The following is a 16127-nucleotide window of genomic DNA, read 5'->3' on the forward strand; positions in this document are numbered from 1 at the left end:
TGCCACATCGGTTTTTCCGAAAGCCGGTTCTTACCTTCCGGGCTGACGCTCCAGCCTGACCCATCGTCCGAACAGGCTTCACCGCCTCGCATGGCCGATTCGACGCGTCCCTGAGGGCGGCAGAAGACACCGCAGGGCGCGAAGCCCCGGCCGGAGGTCGGATCAGACCACGAAAAAGTCGTCGTGGGTCAGCTTGGCGTGGTTGTCGAGCACGGCGAACTTCACCGCCGTGCCCTTGCCCGAGCCGTCGGCGTCGTAGAACAGTTCGCCGGTCGTCTGCCGGTAGAGGATGCGGTCGTCGGCATCGACGCTGCCCGCGCTGATGTTCTTGAACGCGTGGGCCGCGAGCGGGCCGGCATCGAGCGCGGTGAACACGTCCTCCAACAGGCGGATCGTGTCGTCCACCGGCGCGAAGTCGGTGATGCGGTCGACGTTGTCGGCTCCGAGCTTGGTCGAGAAAAGGAAGGCGTCCTGCCCGCGTCCGCCGGTCAGGACGTCGGCGCCGCCGCGTCCGTCCAACACGTTGGCGCCGTCGTTGCCGACGAGCGCTTGTCCGAACGCGTTGCCGGACAGATCGGGGTTGCGCGCGGCCGACCCACCGGACAGACGAAGCGCCTCGATTTCCTGGCCCGCGGCCAGTCCATAGGAGACGCTCGTCACCACCGTGTCGCGGCCCTCGCCCGCGGCCTCGATCACCACGTCGCGGGCGTTGTCGACGATGTAGGTGTCGTCCCCGGCCTTGCCGACCAGGGTGTCCGCGCCGCCCTTGCCGTCGAGGGCGTTGGCGCCCGCATTGCCGCGCAGCGTCTGCCCGAACTCGTTGCCGGTCAGGTTCAACTTGGTCGTATTGGTCGACTTGGCGAGCTGGATCGTCTCGACCTCCTGGCCAGCGGCGAGCGTCTAGGACGTGACCGCGGTCACCGTGTCGTTGCCGCCGCCCTTGCCCTCGAACACCTGGTCGCCGGCATGATCGATCGCGTAGGTGTCGTTGCCGCCGCCGCCCTCCAGGGTGTCGGCGCCGCCCTTGCCGTCGAGCGTGTTGTTGCCGGCGTTGCCGCGCAGCGTCTGCCCGAACTCGTTGCCGAGCAGGTTGAGGTTCTGCATGCCGGTGGCGGGGGAAAGGCGCAGGATCTCGATCTCCTGCCGGGCGGTCAGCTGATAGCCGATCGTCGTGACCACGGTACCCTGTCCGCCGCCCACGGCCTCCACGACCCGTTCTCGACCGCGTAGAGCGTGTTATGTACTCGTCATAAGCTTTCCTGCTTGACTAAGCATGCGGCAGACGAAGGCGACCCTATGTAGGCCTGCCAACGTGCTGGCGTATCGTTCGTAATCCTTGACCAGTCGCCGACAGCGGGTGGCCCAGGCGAAGGATCCCTCATCCTGAGCTTGTCGAAGGATCGACGACCCACACCGGCGTGGCAACAGCACAAACCCGCGCTTGGCCTCGGGCGCCTTCACCACCTCCAACGCGATGCCGTGTACGCTCGCGGCCGCTGCGGGTTTTGGCCCGGAATAGCCCTGGTCGACAAAGGCCAACTCGACGCTGTCTTGCGTCTCTGCCTGAACCTCCGCGGCCAGCTGGCCGACCTCGGCCCGGTCATCGACATCGGCCGGACCGACATGCAGCGCCACGACATGACCCGGCGTGTCCACCGCCAGATGCCCCTTCGAGCCCCGCTTCCGCTTGCCCCCGTCGGAGCCGGCCCGCTCGCCGCTCTCGGGCGAGGACCGCAGCGTCCGGCTGTCGAGGATCACCGCGGACGGCTCCGGCTCCCGCGCGGCCGCCATCCGCAGCACCGCACGCAGGTCGCCGACGACATCGGTGAAACTGTCGGCAGCAAGCCAACGCTGCGCCTGCTGGTAGACCGCCGCCCACGGCGGCAGGTCGTGCGGCATGAACCGCCACGGCGCGCCCGTCTTCACGATGTAGCGCAGCCCGTTGAATACCGCGCGCAGGTCGTGGTCGCGCTGGGCCGAGTCCTCCCGCAGCAGCGCGAGATAGGGCGCCACCAGCGCCCATTCTTCATCGGAAACATCGGACGGGTAGGCGGGACGATCGAGCGGCATCGCCCTCAACGCACAACCAGACCGTTATTTCATAACACGCTCTAGATCCAGTAATCCGCTCCAACGCCGGGCTGGAAAGCCTTACCGGTATAGGGCGGGTAGCCCGACCAACCGCCGGTCGAGAACGCGCCGACCGCGAGCGAGATCATCACGAGCCCGGCCCCGCCCGCCGTCAGCATCATCGGGGCGGCGACGAGAACCACGATCGCGCAGAAGAGCAGGAACAGGCTGCGCGTCTGATCGGCGACCGAGCCGGCAGCCCCGAGCATGCCGTGATCGAGGACGCCGCACCCGCCGAGCGGCAGCAGCACCAGGGCACACAGGCATGACGTGAGGTGCCGGAGCGACCGGCCCCGGCGGACCGTTCCACCGGGAAGCGCATGCACGGGAGTAGACTCAAGCATCGCGGCCCCGTCCGTTCCGGTTCATGGGCAGAGAGTTCGCCTCCGTGATCGGGCAGGCCGAAAGGCTCAATGAGCCCTAAAGCCGCGCCGCGATCCCATCGGCCACCCGCAGGGCGTTGGCGACGATGGTGAGGGTCGGGTTCACGGCGCCGATCGATGGGAAGAAGCTCGCGTCGGTGACGTAGAGGTTGTCGATCTCGTGCGCCCGGCAATCGAGGTCGAGCACGGACATCGCCGGATCGGGGCCGAAGCGCAGGGTGCCGGCTTGGTGCGCCGTGCCGCCGATCGGCGTGTCCTTGCCGAGATAGAGCGTGCGGTCGAACAGGTGGGGATGGATGTCGAGGCTGTCGCAGAGGCTGCGCAGCTTTTCGCGCAGCCGGGCCTGGGCTTCCGCGTTGGTCGCCGTCAGGTCGAGATGCACCCGGCCGTCGCGGTAGTGGATGCGGTTCTCGGGGCGTGGCAGATCCTCGGAGGTCAGCCAGAAATCGATCGAGTGCCGGGCGATGAAGTCGAACGGCCGCGTCGGCAGCCATTGCAGGAAACCCGGCAGCCCCTCCGCCTCGATCTGCATCCCGTCCGACTTGCCGACCATCTGGATGTGACCGAGAGGAAATTCCCACTCGTTCAGCGGGCTGCGGTCGCGGCCGTAATAATAGTCGTTGAGGCCGAGCGTCTTCTGGAACTGCGTCGGGTTCGGCTCCTTCGAGATCGCCAGCACGGTGGTGTTGTTGTGGCGCATGTAGTTGCGCCCGACCTGGCCCGAGCGGTTGGCGAGCCCGTCCGGATGCGCGTCGTTCCCCGAGCGCAGGAACAGCAGCGCCGAGGACAGCGCGCCGCAGGCCACCACGAACAGATCGGCGGTGAGCGTGTGGCTTCTGCCCTCGATCATGACCTCGACGCCCGTGATCCGGCCGCCGCCCGCATCGGTCAGCAGGCGCTCGGCATAGGCGTTGCGCAAGAGCGTTACGCTGGGGTGGGCGGCCAGCGTCGGATCGATGCAGACGATCTGCGCGTCCGCCTTCCCGTTGGTCAGGCTCGGATAGCCGTCGAACGGGTCGCAGCGCAGCAGCGGCGAATGCGGCAGGGTCCCGCCCTTGCCGTCCTCCTCCATCAACGCACCCATCGGCAGATGGAACGGATGGTGGCCGGTTCGGGCAAGGTCGTCGGCGAGCTTCTGGATGCGCGGCTCGTGGCTGATCGCGGGCTTCGGGTAAGGCAGCGGCGCGGGCGGCTCGGTCGGGTCCTCGCCGCGGGCGCCGTGAACCTGAAACAGATCCTCCGCCGCCTGATAATGGGGCGCGAAGCTGTCGTACTTCAGCGGCCATTCCGGCGAGATGCCATCGGCGTGGCGCTGGGCTTCGAAGTCGCTCTCGCGAAGCCGAAACAGCACCCCGCCGTAGACCTTCGAATTGCCGCCGACGAAGTAGTGCAGGCCAGGCTTGAACGTGTCGCCGTTCGACGAGGTCCAGGTCTCGTCTGCTTGGTAGCGGGCCTTGCGGAAGACCGCGTCGGTGTCCCAATTCTCGCGCTCGCGGGGCAGGTAGTCGCCGCGCTCGATCACGAGGACGCGCTTGCCGGTACGGGCGAGGCGCCACGCCGCCGAGCCGCCGCCCGGCCCCGAGCCAACGATGATCACATCGTAACGGTCGTCGCTCATCCGCCTCGCTCCGCGTTCCGACGCGTGAACGGACGGCGCCGCCCCCCGTTCCAGGCAGGTGCCCCCGCCGAACTTCTGCGAGACATGCGCGAACCGCATCGACCCCGTGACGTTGGCAGCCGGAAGACGAAACCGGGAGACCCGGATGACCCTTGAGGTGTTCGCCGCCTTCGCGGCACGTGCCTGTCTGGTGCTGCTGTTCCTGCCGTTCAGCGCCCTCGACAAGGTTCTGAATTTCTCCGCTGCCGTCGGGCAAGCCGGGCAGGCCGCGCGTTCGCGACCGCTCGCGATGGCGCTGATCCTGGCCGGGCTGTTCGTCGAGGTCGTGATGTCGCTGGGCGTCCTCACCGGCATCGCCGACCGCTTCGCGGCTTTCGTGCTCGCGGGCTATTGCGCGGTCACGGCGCTGCTGTGGAAACCGTTCTGGCGCAAACCCGATTTTCGCCTCCGGGGCCCGAGCGAGGGCCGCGAGACGTTCTGGGATTTCCTCAAGAACTTCGCCGTGGCGGGCGGCTTCCTTGCGCTCGCCTGGGGCGGGCCGAGTGCGCAGGGCGTCGCAGCCTTCCTGCACGATCCGTTCGGGTCGACGCATCCCTACGCGCAAGCCATTCCGGAGACAGGTCGATGAGCGAGCAGGGCGACAAGCCGAGCGTGCCCTACTGGCACCTCTACACCGACGAGGGCGGCATCAGCCGTCAGGTCCGCTGCGCGATGACCGAGTTCCACCTCGCCTCGATGAAGCCGCCGGCCTCGCCGCAATGGCAGGGCGTGAAGCACCATGACGGCATGACGACGATGGTTACCGTCCAGCCGGTGGGCTGGGAGGGGACGTGGCACGAGAACCCGGCGCCGCAATGGATCATCCCCCTGAGCGGGCGCTGGTACGTCGAGGCGATGGACGGCACCCGGATCGAGATGGGCCCCGGCGAAATCTCGTTCGGCGAGGATCAGGGCTGCCGTACGATCGACGGCAAGACCGGCCACAAGTCCGGCACAGTCGGCGACGCGCCCGCCGTCCTGATGGTGGTGCAGTTCGACACGAAGCGCGAACGCACCACGCCCTGCCGGTTCGGGTGAGCCGATGGACGGATTCGAGATCCACGATCCCCGGTTCCGGCGCTACGTGCTCGACAATGCCGGGCTGGAGGAGATCGCGGCCGGCTTCCGCTGGGTCGAAGGTCCGGTCTGGATGGGCGACTGGAACTGTCTGCTGTTCCAGGACCTGCCGCGTAACCGCACCCTACGCTGGAGCGAGACAGAGGGCCTCTCGATCTACCGCGCGCCCTCCGATCACGGCAACGGGCAGGCCCGCGACCGCGAGGGGCGGCTGATCACCTGCTCGCATCACGGCCGCTGCCTCTACCGCACCGAGCACGACGGGCGCGTGACACGGCTGGTCGATCGCCACGCGGGCAAGCGGCTGAATGCGCCCAACGACGTCGTGGTGAAGTCCGACGGCACGATCTGGTTCACCGACCCGCTCTACGGCATCGCCAACGACTACGAGGGCGGCCGGCAGGATTCCGAGCAGCCGCCGGCCCTCTACCGCTTCGATCCGGCAACGGGCGGAATCCGCATCGCCGAGGGCGATTTCGACGGGCCGAACGGCCTCGCCTTCTCGCCGGACGAGCGGCGCCTCTACGTCTCCGAGACCGGCGACCAGAGCCATCCCGAACCGCGCCAGTACATCCGCGTGTTCGCGGTCGGCGCGGACGGCACGCTGACGGGCGGCGACCTCTTCCACACGATCGAGCCGGGCTATTGCGACGGCATGAAGGTCGATGAGGACGGCAACGTCTGGTCGAGCGCCGCCGACGGCGTTCACTGCCTCTCGCCGGAGGGGCAACTCCTCGGCAAGGTGCGAGTACCCTACCGCGTCTCCAACCTGACCTGGGGCGGGGTGCACCGGAACCGCCTGTTCATCGCCGCCTCGCAGCGCGTGTTCTCGATCTTCCTCGACCGCCGCGGCGCGAAGCTGCCGGGAGCCGGGCAATGAAGTCCCCTCGGACGGCCCTTCGCATTGCCGCGATCCGGCTCCTCTGCCCCCACCCGGCTGCGACCGCCGCCTTCTACGCGGCAGCCTTCAGTGCAAGCGTTGCTCCCGACGGCTCGCATGTTACGATCGGTACGCAGAAGATCGAACTCGCGCCCGCTTCGGAGCGGGGACCCGAGTTCGCGCCCTCCAACGCCACGGAGTTCCAGCACTGCGCCCTCGTCGTCTCCGATATGGAGGCGGCCTACGCGCATCTGCGCGGGGTGCCCGACTGGACGCCGATCTCGCGGGCAGGGCCGGAGCGACTGCCGGCGTCCTCGGGCGGCGTGAGCGCGTTCAAGTTCCGCGATCCCGACGGGCACCCGCTCGAACTGCTCGCCTTCCCGCCCAATGCCGTGCCGCCGGTCTGGCGGGACCGGCCGGGGCTGTTCCTCGGGATCGATCATACTGCGATCACGGTCGCCGACACGGAGCGCGCGGTCGCCTTCTATGCCGGTCTCGGCTTCTCCGTCGCGAGCCGGGGGCTGAACCGCGGCCCGGAGCAGGCTCGCTTGGATGCGCTCGACGATCCGGTGGTCGAGGTAACGGGCCTGACGCCGCCGGGCGGGGTGCCGCCGCATCTAGAGCTTCTTTGCTAACGCGCGCCGGGCACGGTCCCGAGCCCCTGCGCCGACGGCTCGCCTCTGGCCACCCGCATCGTCCTGGCCGGAGGGAGCAACCTCCGTGACCCCGATGGCCATAGGCTGATCGACATTAGCGATGCTGCGCTATCTTGATCACTTTCGGTGCAATAGAGCTTCTTAATTTCGTCTTTTTCATTCCAAGGCAATACAAATTTTATAATAAATCGAAATTGGATATTTATTCGGCGCCAGGTGAACCATCAATCGAAAATTCAAGCCATTGCACAAGAAGGTCCGGAAACGGTGTAGTCCTGACACTCAGCTTGTTCGTTTCGAATCACGGCTTTCCACCCCGAGCGGTCATTCCACCTTTTCGAGATCAATGCGCGAAAAACGACCGTTTTTCAGCCGCTTAGAGCCTGCTTGACCGGTCGGCACAGTCGCGTGTTGGCTTCGTGAGAAGCCGATGGGGACGGACGCGGATCGTAAGACGTATCGGGATCGAGGCGGTCGCTACCCGAGCGACCGGACGGATGCTCGATGGGCGACGGTCGCGCCGCTGTCGAGCGGTTACGATCCGCTGACGGCAGACCTGCGGGAGATGGTGAACGGCTGCCCGTGGCTGAGGGTGTGGAAGATCTCCGCGCCCATCCGCACCGCCTCGGACAGCGAGGAGGCGCCGACCGGCATCACCGTGAATTCCTGGAAGTCGATCGGTTTATCGGCGTGCGCACCGCCGTTGGCGAGATTCATCATCGGCACCGGCAGGACACGGCCCTGGACGCCGCCGACCTAGCGGTAGAGCGGCAGCCCGGCGGTCTCCGCGGCGGCCTTCGCGACGGCGAGCGAGACGCCGAGGATGGCGTTGGCGCCGAGCCGGCCTTGTTGGGGGTGCCGTCGAGCGCGATCATCGCCTCGTCGACCGCGACCCGATCCTCGGCGTCCATGCCGCCGATGGCATCGAGAATCTCGGTCTGCACCGCCTCGATCACGCCCTTGCCGTTGTAGCGACCCTTGTCGCCGTCGCGCAGCTCCACCGCTTCGTACGCGCCGGTCGAGGCGCCCGAGGGCACGGCCGCGCGGCCGAAGGAGCCGTCCTCCAAGAGGACATCGACCTCGACGGTGAGGTTGCCACGGCTGTCGAGAATCCCGCGGGCGGCGATGTTGGTGATCGCGGTCATGGGACCGTCTCTTCAGGCCGTCGGGATCGGGCGATCGACGGCGCGGGGGCCGTGACCGGTCCCCGCGATCACGCTCAGATCTGGATGAGCCGGATGTTGTTGGTGTTGCCTGGAGCATGGAAGGGAATGCCGGCGGCGGCCACCACGATGTCGTTCGGCTTTGCAAACCCTTCCGCCTGCGCGTAGTGCGCCGCCTTGGCGGTCATCTCCTCGTAGGAGTCGACGTCCTCGGTGTGAACACTGTGCGCCCCCCAGAGCAGGCTCAGCCGCCGCGAGGTCGCAAGGTTCGGCGTCAGCGCAAGAATCGGCGGTTGAGGCCGCTTGCGGGCAACCCTTGCAGCGGTCGTGCCGCTCTCCGTGTAGGTGATGATCGCACTGGCGTGGACGGCCTCGGCGAGCGTTGCCGTTGCCGTGGCAACGGCGTGCGGGGCCGTTTCTTCGGTCTCCGGTTCGGAAGCTGCCACGATCGAATAGTAGAGCTTGTGCCCCTCGACCGAGCGGATGATGCGGTCCATCATCGAGACCGCTTCGACCGGATACTTGCCTGCTGCCGACTCGGCCGAGAGCATGACGGCGTCGGCACCGTCATAGACGGCCGTCGCCACGTCCGAAGCCTCGGCGCGAGTGGGGGCCGGCGCAGTGACCATCGAGTCGAGCATCTGGGTTGCCACGATCACCGGCTTCACGAGATGCCGGCACAGGCGGATCAGCTCTTTCTGCCGGCCCGGCACGTCCTCGTGCGGAATCTCGACACCAAGATCACCGCGAGCGACCATCACGGCATCGGAGAGGCGGACGATGTCCTCGATCCGCTCCAGTGCCTGCGGCTTCTCGATCTTCGACATCAGGCCGGCCCGATCACCGATCAGCGCGCGGGCCTCGATGATGTCGGAGGGCTTCTGCACGAAGGAGAGCGCCACCCAGTCAACGCCGAGTTCGAGCCCGAAGGCGAGGTCGGCCCGGTCCTTCTCGGTCAGCGGCGATAGGTCGAGCAGGGTGCCGGGCAGGTTGACGCCCTTGCGGTTGGAGATCGGGCCGCCGGTGACGACGAGCGCCTCGATGGCTCCCGCGCCCAGACCGCTGACCCGGACACGCACGCGGCCGTCGTCGATCAGCAGCTCCTGGCCCGGCACCACGGCTGCGAAGATCTCGGGGTGATGCAGCGGAATGGCGTCCTTTCCGCCGTCGGAGCCTTCGCGCACGAAGCGCACGGTTTCGCCGGTCACCAGTTCCAGGCGCCCGCCCGCAACGGTGCCGATGCGGATCTTGGGTCCCTGCAGGTCCTGCAGGATGCCGATCGGCCTGCCGACCTCCTGCTCCAGCGCGCGGATCGCGGCGTGCACCTTGGCGTGGTCGTCATGCGTGCCGTGGCTGAAATTGAGGCGGAAGGTGTCGACGCCGGCCAGGAACAGCGTGCGCAGCATCTCGGGCGTGTTCGATGCCGGGCCGACCGTGGCGACGATCTTGGCGTGGCGGTGACGACGCATGGGCTGGTTCGGCCGTAATCGACCGCCTCTGAAAGGGTTGGATCGGGTGATCGGGATCGCTCAGACGATCAGGATCGCGCGGAAGTCGTTGACGTTGGTGAGGGTTGGGCCGGTGACGACGCCATCCCCGAGTGTCTCGAAGAAGCCGTGGCCGTCGTTGCGGTCGAGGCTGGTCGTCAGGGACAGACCGACCGCTGCGGCCCGTATCGGGGTGTCGGGAGTCAGCACCGCGCCGGCGATCTCCTCGATGCCGTCGACTCCATCCGTGTCGCCGGCGATGGCATAGATGCCGGCTTGGCCGGCCAGCGCGACCCCCAGCGCCAGCAGGAACTCGACGTTGCGGCCACCGCGTCCGCTGCCACGCACCGTGACGGTGGTTTCGCCGCCGGACAGCAGCACGCAGGGTTTTGCGAGGGGGAGTCCGTGGGCGGCGACGCTTCTGGCGATGCCGGCCATGACCTGGCCGACCTCACGGGCCTCACCCTCGATCGCGTCGCCCAGGATCAGCGCCGGCACACCTTCCTGTTGAGCGAGATCGGCTGCGGCACGGAGTGCCATCAAAGGCGTCGCCACCATCCGCAGGTCCGGCGTGCCGAGGCGCGGATCGCCGGGTTTGACCGACTCGCCCCGTCCGCTCAGCAAATGCGCACGCACCGCGTCCGGGATTTCGACCTTGTAGCGGTCGAGGACCGTCAGGGCATCGGCACAGGTGGTCGGATCGGCGACCGTTGGACCCGAGGCGATATCGAGCGGATCGTCGCCGGGGGTGTCGGAAATCAGCAGCGTCACGACCCTCGCCGGATGGCAGGCGGCGGCGAGGCGTCCACCCTTGATCGCGGAGAGATGCCGGCGGACGCAGTTCATCTCACCGATCGACGCGCCCGACTTGAGCAGGCCGCGATTGACGGCCTGCTTGTCGGCCAGCGTCAGTCCCTCCGCTGGAAGGGACAGCAGCGACGAGCCACCGCCCGAGATCAGGCAGAGGACGAGGTCGTCGGCGGTGAGGCCGGCGACCCGGTCAAGCATGCGCCGGGCGGCGGCCTCGCCGGCCGCGTCCGGCACGGGATGGGCGGCTTCGACGACCTCGATCCGCGACGTCGGTGCGCCGTGTCCGTAGCGGGTCACGACGAGCCCGGAGAGTTCTCCCGACCAAGCTGCTTCGACGGCCCGAGCCATCGAGGCCGCTGCCTTGCCGGCGCCGACGACGATGGTGCGTCCCGGCGGCGGGCTCGGCAGATGCTGCGCAAGGCTGACGGCCGGGTCGGCCGCCGCCACGGCGGCTGCGAACAGCCGCCGCAGGAGATCTCCGGGCTCGGTCACCCTCGCCCCCTTACTCGTTGTCGCCCTGGATCGCGGCGATCACCGCGTCTGTGACCTGGCGGGTCGTCGCCTTGCCGCCGAGGTCGGGCGTGTGCAGGCTCGGGTCGGCGGTGACACGCTCGACCGCGCGCATCAGACGGTCGGCAGCCGGCTTCTCACCCAGGTGCTCCAGCATCTGGCAGGCGGTCCAGAAGGTCGCGACCGGGTTGGCGATGCCCTTGCCGGTGATGTCGAAGGCCGAGCCGTGGATCGGCTCGAACATCGACGGGTAGGTGCGCTCCGGGTTGATGTTGGCGGTCGGCGCGATGCCGAGCGAGCCGGCCAGCGCCGCCGCGAGGTCCGAGAGGATGTCGGCGTGCAGGTTGGTGGCGACGATGGTGTCCAGGGTCTCCGGCTTCATCGTCATGCGCATGGTCATGGCGTCGACCAGCATCTTGTCCCAGGTCACGTCGGGGAAGTCCTTCGCCACCTCGGCGGCGATCTCGTCCCACATCACCATGGCGTGGCGTTGCGCGTTCGACTTGGTGACGACGGTCAGGAGCTTGCGCGGACGGGACTGGGCCAGCTTGAAGGCGTAGCGGATGATGCGGTCGACGCCCGAGCGGGTCATCATCGAGACGTCGGTGGCGACCTCGTTGGGATGGCCCTGGTGGACCCGGCCGCCGACGCCGGCATACTCGCCCTCCGAGTTCTCGCGCACGATCACCCAATTCAGCTCCGGACCGCTGACGTGGCGGAGCGGGCTGGTGATGCCCGGCAGGATGCGGGTGGGGCGGACGTTGGCGTACTGGTCGAACGGCTGGCAGATCGCGAGCCGCAGGCCCCACAGGGTGATGTGGTCCGGCACGTCCGGCGCGCCGACGGCACCGAAGAAGATCGCGTCGTGATCCTTGATCTTGTCGCGACCGTCCGCCGGCATCATCACGCCATGCTTCTTGTAGTAGTCCGAGCCCCAATCGAAGTGATCGAACTTGAAATTGAAGCTGCCGGTCTTCTCGGCGAGGGCGTCGAGCACCTCGATGCCGGCGGCGATGACCTCGATGCCGATGCCGTCGGCGGGGATGGCGGCGATGTTGTAGGTCTTCATGGCGGTAGCCTTTCTTGGTGCTGGAAGGGTGGGGGAAGGATCAGCGCGCAACGGCGCTGGTGGACTCGGTGCGGCTCCCGGATCGGGCGACGATGAGCGTGACGACGGCCGACAGGACCAGCAGCCCGGCGACGAAGACCAGACCGCCGGTGAAGCTCCCGGTCTGATCCTTGATCCAGCCGATCGCCCAGGGACCGACGAAGCCGCCGAGATTGCCGATCGAGTTGATGGTGGCGATGCCGACCGCCGCCGCCTGACCCGAGAGGAACATCGTCGGCATGGCCCAGAGCGGGGGCTTGGCCGCGCTGATGCCGACGTTGACGAGGCTCAGCGCGGCGATGACCGCGAGGGCCGAGGTTGCGCCACCGGCCAGCATCAGGCCGACCGAGGCGACGAGGCAGGCGATGACGACGTGCCAGGTGCGCTCGCCGGTCTTGTCGGAATGGCGCGCCCACAGGATCATGGCGACGATCGCGATGGTCGGCGGTACGCCGTTGAGGAAGCCGACCGCCATGGTCGACAGGCCGAAGCTCTTGATGATCTGCGGCGCCCAGATGCCCAGCGTGTAGAGGCCGGCCGAGGTGCCGAAGTAGACCAGCGCGAGTGCCAACACGCGGGGATCGGCCATTCCGGCCAGGATACCGTGCTTGGCGGCCACCTGCTTGCGGGCGTGTTCCGCGTTCATCTCCGCCACGAGCCAGTTCCGCTGGTCTTCGGGCAGCCACTTCGCCTTCTCGGGCCGGTCCGTCATGTAGAACAGGACCACGACACCGAGGATGACGGCCGGGATGGCTTCGATGATGAACATCCATTGCCAGCCGTGCAGGCCCCAGATCCCATCCATCGCCAGCAGCGCGCTGGAGAGCGGCGAACCGATCACCACAGAGATCGGTGCGGCGGCCATGAACAGCGAGACGACGCCTGCGCGGTAGCGGGTTGGGAACCAGTAGCTCAGGTACAGAATGATGCCGGGAAAGAAGCCAGCTTCCGCTGCGCCGAGCAGGAAGCGCAGAGTGTAGAAGCTGTATTCACCTTCCACGAAGGCGAAGGCACCTGAGATGATCCCCCAGGTGATCATCACCCGTGCGATCCAGAGCCGAGCCCCGACCTTGTCGAGGATGATGTTCGACGGCACCTCGAACAGAAAATAACCAAAGAAAAATACGCCCGCCCCGAAGCCGAATACGGCTGAGGAGAAGCCAAGATCCTTGTTCATCGTCAGCGCGGCGAAGCCGATATTCACGCGATCGATGAAGGCGATGAAGTAAAGCAGGCAGATGAAGGGTACCAAGCGCCACGAGACCCGGCGCATGGTCGCTCGCTCGAGCGAGTCAGCCATCGTTTCCTCCTGTTGCCGGAGCGCTCCATTGATTCTTGAGCGCCATCTTCCATGCAAGCATGAATATCGTTAAGAGGCTGCAAAAGCGATGTCAACCCTCGCTCCCCAACTGGTATGGAAGGTGATAGGCGTGCCGTATCGGAGGAGGCGTAGAGTGAAGCGGGTCGGGCCTGTGAGAAACAGCGTCGAGGAGGGCGAGCGGAAAAAATCACTCGTCGACGACGCCTACGAGGCGATGCGAACGGCCATCCGCGACTCGACCTTCGCGCCGGGCTATCAGGCTTCCGAGCAGGAGATCGCCAACCGGCTCGGCATGAGTCGCACCCCGGTTCACGAGGCTGTGATTCGCCTACAGGGGGACGGCCTTGTGGAGGTCCTGCCGCGCAAGGGGATCCTCATCGTCGCGCTGTCGCCGGATGACCTCCGGGAAATCTACGATGTCGTCATCGCGATCGAGGGGCGGGCAGCTGAACTCATCGCAGCGCTCCCCCAAGCCGAGCGTACCAATACCGCAAAGGTTCTCGATGACTGGACCGATGAGATGGTCGCCGCCGAGAAGCGCAACGATCTGCCGGCATGGGGCAATGCCGACAGTGCCTTTCACACGGCCCTGATCGAGCGCGCGCGCAACAGCCGGATGTCCCGGATCATCCAGACCGTCAACGATCAGTCGCATCGCCTGCGCATGTTGACGCTCAACCTGCGCCGAGGGCTGGATGCCTCGGTTGAGGAGCACCGGCGCATCGCTCAGTCCATCCGGTTCGGCCATTCGGCTGAAGCCTCGGACGCTGCAAGGCAACACCGCATCCGGGCACGCGATGAGCTGCTGCCGCTGCTCACCAGTTATGGCCTGAAGCATCTATAGCTGAGGCGTTATGTGGCCGGTCCTTCCGGTGTACCGGCACATCGTCCTGACGGTTCGATATGGCACTCTCCACCTTTGCCCCCGACGACGCAGCGGACGTTCTGTTGAACGCGTACCGCGCCCACCGCCTGCTCGAGGAACTTCCGGAAGAGATCCGCCCGGTCACGCTCGCCGAGGGCTACGACGTGCAGGATCGCCTCGTCGCGAAGCTTGGACAGGTTGTCGGCTGGAAGCTCGGTGCCGGAAGTCCGCGCGCTAGGCGCGAGACAGGTCTCGGTCTGCCGATCGCCGGACGCATCCTGGCCGACCGGATGTTCGACGCGGGCCAGCCGGTCGAGCTGGCGCCAGTCGGCCCGGTGATCGTGGAGTTCGAGATCGCCTACGTGCTGGGCCGCGCGATCGGTCCCAATGACCAGATCGAAGATCCGCTCTCAGCCGTTGCGACGGTGCATACGGCGTTTGAGCTGGTGCGCTCGCGGTTCCGCGACCGTCAGCGTGCCGGGTGGCCGAGCTTTGCTGCGGACAATGCGGCGTTCGAGGCGTTCGTGCTCGGACCGCAGATCCCGGTCGCCGATCAGGCGCCGCTCGAACCGACGTTGGAGGTGCGGGTGGACGGCGTGTCCGTTGCGGCGGCTTCGACGGGTGCCGACAGGATTTCAGCGGAGACGGCGTTCGCTGATTTCATCACCCTGGCGCAGAGCAGAGGAATGCCCCTCCCCGCCGGCAGCATCATCTCCACGGGCACGCAGTCGGTGCCGTTCCAGATCGACCAGTCAGCGCAGATCGTGGCATCCTGGCTCGACGCCAGCCTCACGCTATCCCTGCGTTTTCGCGCATAGAATCATGAGTGTGGTTTTCACACCCTTTCAAGACGGAAGAGCATAATCCGCCGAGTGGCCGAGGCCTTTGTGGATTGTCAGATTTTAAATGGGCTCCGCCTCTGTATGACAGCGCCCAAGCCGATGCTCAGCGGAACGTCAGAACGCGCTGATAGTGCTCAACCCACGGACCGAGCATCTTCGCAAGCCTGAGCTTGAAAGACTGCGACTTCGCCGGCTTCGAAAACGCCACATCGGCCATTGCTGGTCTCCTTGAACACGGACGGATGCGTGTGCTCCACCGTCCAATTTCGACCAATCATGCTCCCCCATGTTGCGATGCAGCAATTGACATGGCAGACCTTCTGCTATGCGCTCAGATCATGAAGCGGTGAGGGTCCTCGTTAACGCACTCTGGTTTCGCGGGGCTGATCCGAGCGCTCAGGCTGCCAACGTCGAAGCCGCCGGTGGTCGTACCGACGAGGCACAGGTTCGCAGTCGGGGCGGCGGCGGCATCCGATCCCATGCCATGGAAAACCTCGACGAGTCGCTTCTGCAACGCCTTCCACACCGGCAGGGCCACGCTGGGAACGCCCTCCGTGAGCCAGACGAGGTGAGGTCGCTCGCGTAGGCCGCGTCGATCGGCGCGCGGACCGCGCCGTGAGGAGCGAGCGGGGGTGGGGCGCAAGGTGCGTGGCGACATGCGGCCACACGGTTCAGGAGGAACGACCCAACGACGTCACTTCGGCGTCGCTGCAATTCCTCGCCCGCACCCGTTCGATGGAACGGTTGCCCGGCTGCCCCGATCCGATGCGGCCACGATCGGTTACTTGATGAGAGCTTAAGCGTTGCATGATGAGCGTGCATGCCAGCCGCACGGGCACGGGCCTACGGCGATCGGCGCATTCGATTATATTGCACCGCAACAAAAACTGGCGTGAACGCATCCGCGCCTGCGACATTCGAGTGCCCCTCATGAGCGTCTCTCGCTTCATTACCCAGGTCCGCCGGCAGCGCCGCGAACGCAAGATCTATCGCGAGACGATCGGGCGGCTCTCCAAGCTCAGCAATGCGCAACTCGAGGATATCGGCATCGCCCGCTGGGAGATTGCGGAGCGGGCGCGCGGTTGAAACCCGGCGGCAGACGTGCCGATCGAGCGAGTGCCTGCTTTCCTTCGCGGAGGCGAGGTCGTGTCCCGTGACGTGGTGTAGGAGCCCCGGTCCTCGGGAGGGTCCGAGGATGATCAGGCGGCCACGGCGGACAGCCTGAGGATGGGATCCTA

The 16127-nt window shown here is 66.7% G+C and carries 17 protein-coding genes and 2 pseudogenes; 8 read left to right on the plus strand and 11 right to left on the minus strand.

Translation table 11 applies throughout. From position 1 onward, the window contains the following. Nucleotides 1-162: 162 nt before the first annotated feature. The 5 genes from ASG52_RS06815 to ASG52_RS06835 all read right to left on the minus strand — a co-directional run bounded on the left by ASG52_RS06815 (nucleotide 163) and on the right by ASG52_RS06835 (nucleotide 4131). Entirely contained in the window at nucleotides 163-837 is a 675-nt protein-coding gene (locus ASG52_RS06815; RefSeq protein WP_056240806.1) for a calcium-binding protein, read from the minus strand. 63 nt (nucleotides 838-900) lie between these two features. Then, the gene (locus ASG52_RS06820) at nucleotides 901-1179 is read right to left on the minus strand and encodes a hypothetical protein (RefSeq protein WP_156383820.1); all 279 of its coding nucleotides are present in this window, start codon (nucleotides 1177-1179) and stop codon (nucleotides 901-903) included. 57 nt (nucleotides 1180-1236) lie between these two features. After that, the gene (locus tag ASG52_RS06825; protein WP_056240811.1) at nucleotides 1237-2070 is read right to left on the minus strand and encodes an IS5 family transposase; all 834 of its coding nucleotides are present in this window, start codon (nucleotides 2068-2070) and stop codon (nucleotides 1237-1239) included. A 41-nt stretch (nucleotides 2071-2111) separates the two neighbouring features. Beyond that, nucleotides 2112-2381 (minus strand): hypothetical protein, encoded by a 270-nt coding sequence (locus ASG52_RS06830; RefSeq protein WP_056240814.1) that lies wholly within the window; start codon nucleotides 2379-2381, stop codon nucleotides 2112-2114. Nucleotides 2382-2550: 169 nt separating this feature from the next. Continuing rightward, nucleotides 2551-4131, minus strand: a complete 1581-nt coding sequence (locus tag ASG52_RS06835) for a GMC oxidoreductase (protein WP_056240818.1) — start codon at nucleotides 4129-4131, stop codon at nucleotides 2551-2553. 145 nt (nucleotides 4132-4276) lie between these two features. On the opposite strand from ASG52_RS06835, the gene ASG52_RS06840 reads away from it, so the two are divergent. The 5 genes and pseudogenes from ASG52_RS06840 to ASG52_RS26960 all read left to right on the plus strand — a co-directional run. Further along, nucleotides 4277-4759, plus strand: coding sequence for a DoxX family membrane protein (locus ASG52_RS06840; RefSeq protein ID WP_056240822.1), 483 nt, complete (start codon nucleotides 4277-4279; stop codon nucleotides 4757-4759). After that, on the plus strand, nucleotides 4756-5208 hold the full coding sequence (locus ASG52_RS06845; protein WP_056240823.1) for a cupin domain-containing protein: 453 nt from the start codon (nucleotides 4756-4758) through the stop codon (nucleotides 5206-5208). Before ASG52_RS06840 ends, ASG52_RS06845 begins: the two co-directional genes overlap by 4 nt. A gap of 4 nt (nucleotides 5209-5212) precedes the next feature. Then, nucleotides 5213-6127: an SMP-30/gluconolactonase/LRE family protein gene (locus ASG52_RS06850; protein WP_056240826.1), complete on the plus strand. Its 915-nt coding sequence runs from the start codon at nucleotides 5213-5215 to the stop codon at nucleotides 6125-6127. Then, nucleotides 6124-6762: a VOC family protein gene (locus ASG52_RS06855; RefSeq protein WP_056240829.1), complete on the plus strand. Its 639-nt coding sequence runs from the start codon at nucleotides 6124-6126 to the stop codon at nucleotides 6760-6762. The genes ASG52_RS06850 and ASG52_RS06855 overlap by 4 nt, the downstream gene beginning before the upstream one ends. A 451-nt stretch (nucleotides 6763-7213) precedes the next feature. Next, a pseudogene (locus ASG52_RS26960) lies at nucleotides 7214-7369 on the plus strand (IS5-like element ISMpo5 family transposase); the annotation flags it as partial. On the opposite strand, the pseudogene ASG52_RS06860 reads toward ASG52_RS26960, so the two are convergent. The 5 genes and pseudogenes from ASG52_RS06860 to ASG52_RS06880 form a co-directional block, all read right to left on the minus strand. Continuing rightward, nucleotides 7363-7928 (minus strand): annotated as a pseudogene (locus tag ASG52_RS06860) (phosphopyruvate hydratase family protein); the annotation flags it as partial. The pseudogenes ASG52_RS26960 and ASG52_RS06860 overlap by 7 nt on opposite strands. Nucleotides 7929-8002: 74 nt before the next feature. Then, entirely contained in the window at nucleotides 8003-9415 is a 1413-nt protein-coding gene (gene pyk, locus ASG52_RS06865; RefSeq protein ID WP_056240831.1) for a pyruvate kinase, read from the minus strand. A gap of 60 nt (nucleotides 9416-9475) precedes the next feature. Continuing rightward, entirely contained in the window at nucleotides 9476-10735 is a 1260-nt protein-coding gene (locus tag ASG52_RS06870) for a glycerate kinase type-2 family protein (protein ID WP_056240834.1), read from the minus strand. 10 nt (nucleotides 10736-10745) lie between these two features. Then, complete coding sequence (locus tag ASG52_RS06875; RefSeq protein WP_056240837.1) at nucleotides 10746-11822, minus strand: tartrate dehydrogenase; 1077 nt, start codon at nucleotides 11820-11822, stop codon at nucleotides 10746-10748. Between the two features lie 40 nt (nucleotides 11823-11862). Further along, the gene (locus ASG52_RS06880; RefSeq protein ID WP_056240840.1) at nucleotides 11863-13161 is read right to left on the minus strand and encodes an MFS transporter; all 1299 of its coding nucleotides are present in this window, start codon (nucleotides 13159-13161) and stop codon (nucleotides 11863-11865) included. 154 nt (nucleotides 13162-13315) lie between these two features. Here ASG52_RS06880 and ASG52_RS06885 point away from each other — a divergent pair, with 154 nt between their 5' ends. Beyond that, the gene (locus ASG52_RS06885) at nucleotides 13316-14026 is read left to right on the plus strand and encodes a GntR family transcriptional regulator (RefSeq protein ID WP_286158967.1); all 711 of its coding nucleotides are present in this window, start codon (nucleotides 13316-13318) and stop codon (nucleotides 14024-14026) included. A gap of 59 nt (nucleotides 14027-14085) precedes the next feature. After that, a complete protein-coding gene (locus tag ASG52_RS06890) occupies nucleotides 14086-14865 on the plus strand; it encodes a 2-keto-4-pentenoate hydratase (protein ID WP_056240845.1) in 780 nt (259 codons plus the stop codon). Nucleotides 14866-15220: 355 nt separating this feature from the next. Here the strand turns inward: ASG52_RS06890 and ASG52_RS06895 are convergent, their stop codons facing one another. After that, nucleotides 15221-15427, minus strand: a complete 207-nt coding sequence (locus tag ASG52_RS06895) for a hypothetical protein (protein ID WP_056240847.1) — start codon at nucleotides 15425-15427, stop codon at nucleotides 15221-15223. A gap of 269 nt (nucleotides 15428-15696) precedes the next feature. Here ASG52_RS06895 and ASG52_RS28615 point away from each other — a divergent pair, with 269 nt between their 5' ends. Continuing rightward, on the plus strand, nucleotides 15697-15975 hold the full coding sequence (locus tag ASG52_RS28615; protein ID WP_082552403.1) for a YjiS-like domain-containing protein: 279 nt from the start codon (nucleotides 15697-15699) through the stop codon (nucleotides 15973-15975). The last annotated feature ends 152 nt before the right edge of the window (nucleotides 15976-16127 follow it).

It is taken from the genome of Methylobacterium sp. Leaf456 (assembly GCF_001425465.1).
Classification (GTDB): Bacteria; Pseudomonadota; Alphaproteobacteria; order Rhizobiales; family Beijerinckiaceae; genus Methylobacterium.

Excerpts from the sequence above, each read along its gene's own strand:
- ASG52_RS06835 (WP_056240818.1), bottom strand. The coding sequence starts at position 4,131 with ATGAGCGACGACCGTTACGATGTGATCATCGTTGGCTCGGGGCCGGGC.
- ASG52_RS06880 (WP_056240840.1), bottom strand. The coding sequence starts at position 13,161 with ATGGCTGACTCGCTCGAGCGAGCGACCATGCGCCGGGTCTCGTGGCGC.
- ASG52_RS06825 (WP_056240811.1), bottom strand. The coding sequence starts at position 2,070 with ATGCCGCTCGATCGTCCCGCCTACCCGTCCGATGTTTCCGATGAAGAA.
- ASG52_RS06840 (WP_056240822.1), top strand. The coding sequence starts at position 4,277 with ATGACCCTTGAGGTGTTCGCCGCCTTCGCGGCACGTGCCTGTCTGGTG.
- ASG52_RS06875 (WP_056240837.1), bottom strand. The coding sequence starts at position 11,822 with ATGAAGACCTACAACATCGCCGCCATCCCCGCCGACGGCATCGGCATC.
- ASG52_RS28615 (WP_082552403.1), top strand. The coding sequence starts at position 15,697 with ATGATGAGCGTGCATGCCAGCCGCACGGGCACGGGCCTACGGCGATCG.
- ASG52_RS06845 (WP_056240823.1), top strand. The coding sequence starts at position 4,756 with ATGAGCGAGCAGGGCGACAAGCCGAGCGTGCCCTACTGGCACCTCTAC.
- pyk (WP_056240831.1), bottom strand. The coding sequence starts at position 9,415 with ATGCGTCGTCACCGCCACGCCAAGATCGTCGCCACGGTCGGCCCGGCA.
- ASG52_RS06890 (WP_056240845.1), top strand. The coding sequence starts at position 14,086 with ATGGCACTCTCCACCTTTGCCCCCGACGACGCAGCGGACGTTCTGTTG.
- ASG52_RS06850 (WP_056240826.1), top strand. The coding sequence starts at position 5,213 with ATGGACGGATTCGAGATCCACGATCCCCGGTTCCGGCGCTACGTGCTC.
- ASG52_RS06855 (WP_056240829.1), top strand. The coding sequence starts at position 6,124 with ATGAAGTCCCCTCGGACGGCCCTTCGCATTGCCGCGATCCGGCTCCTC.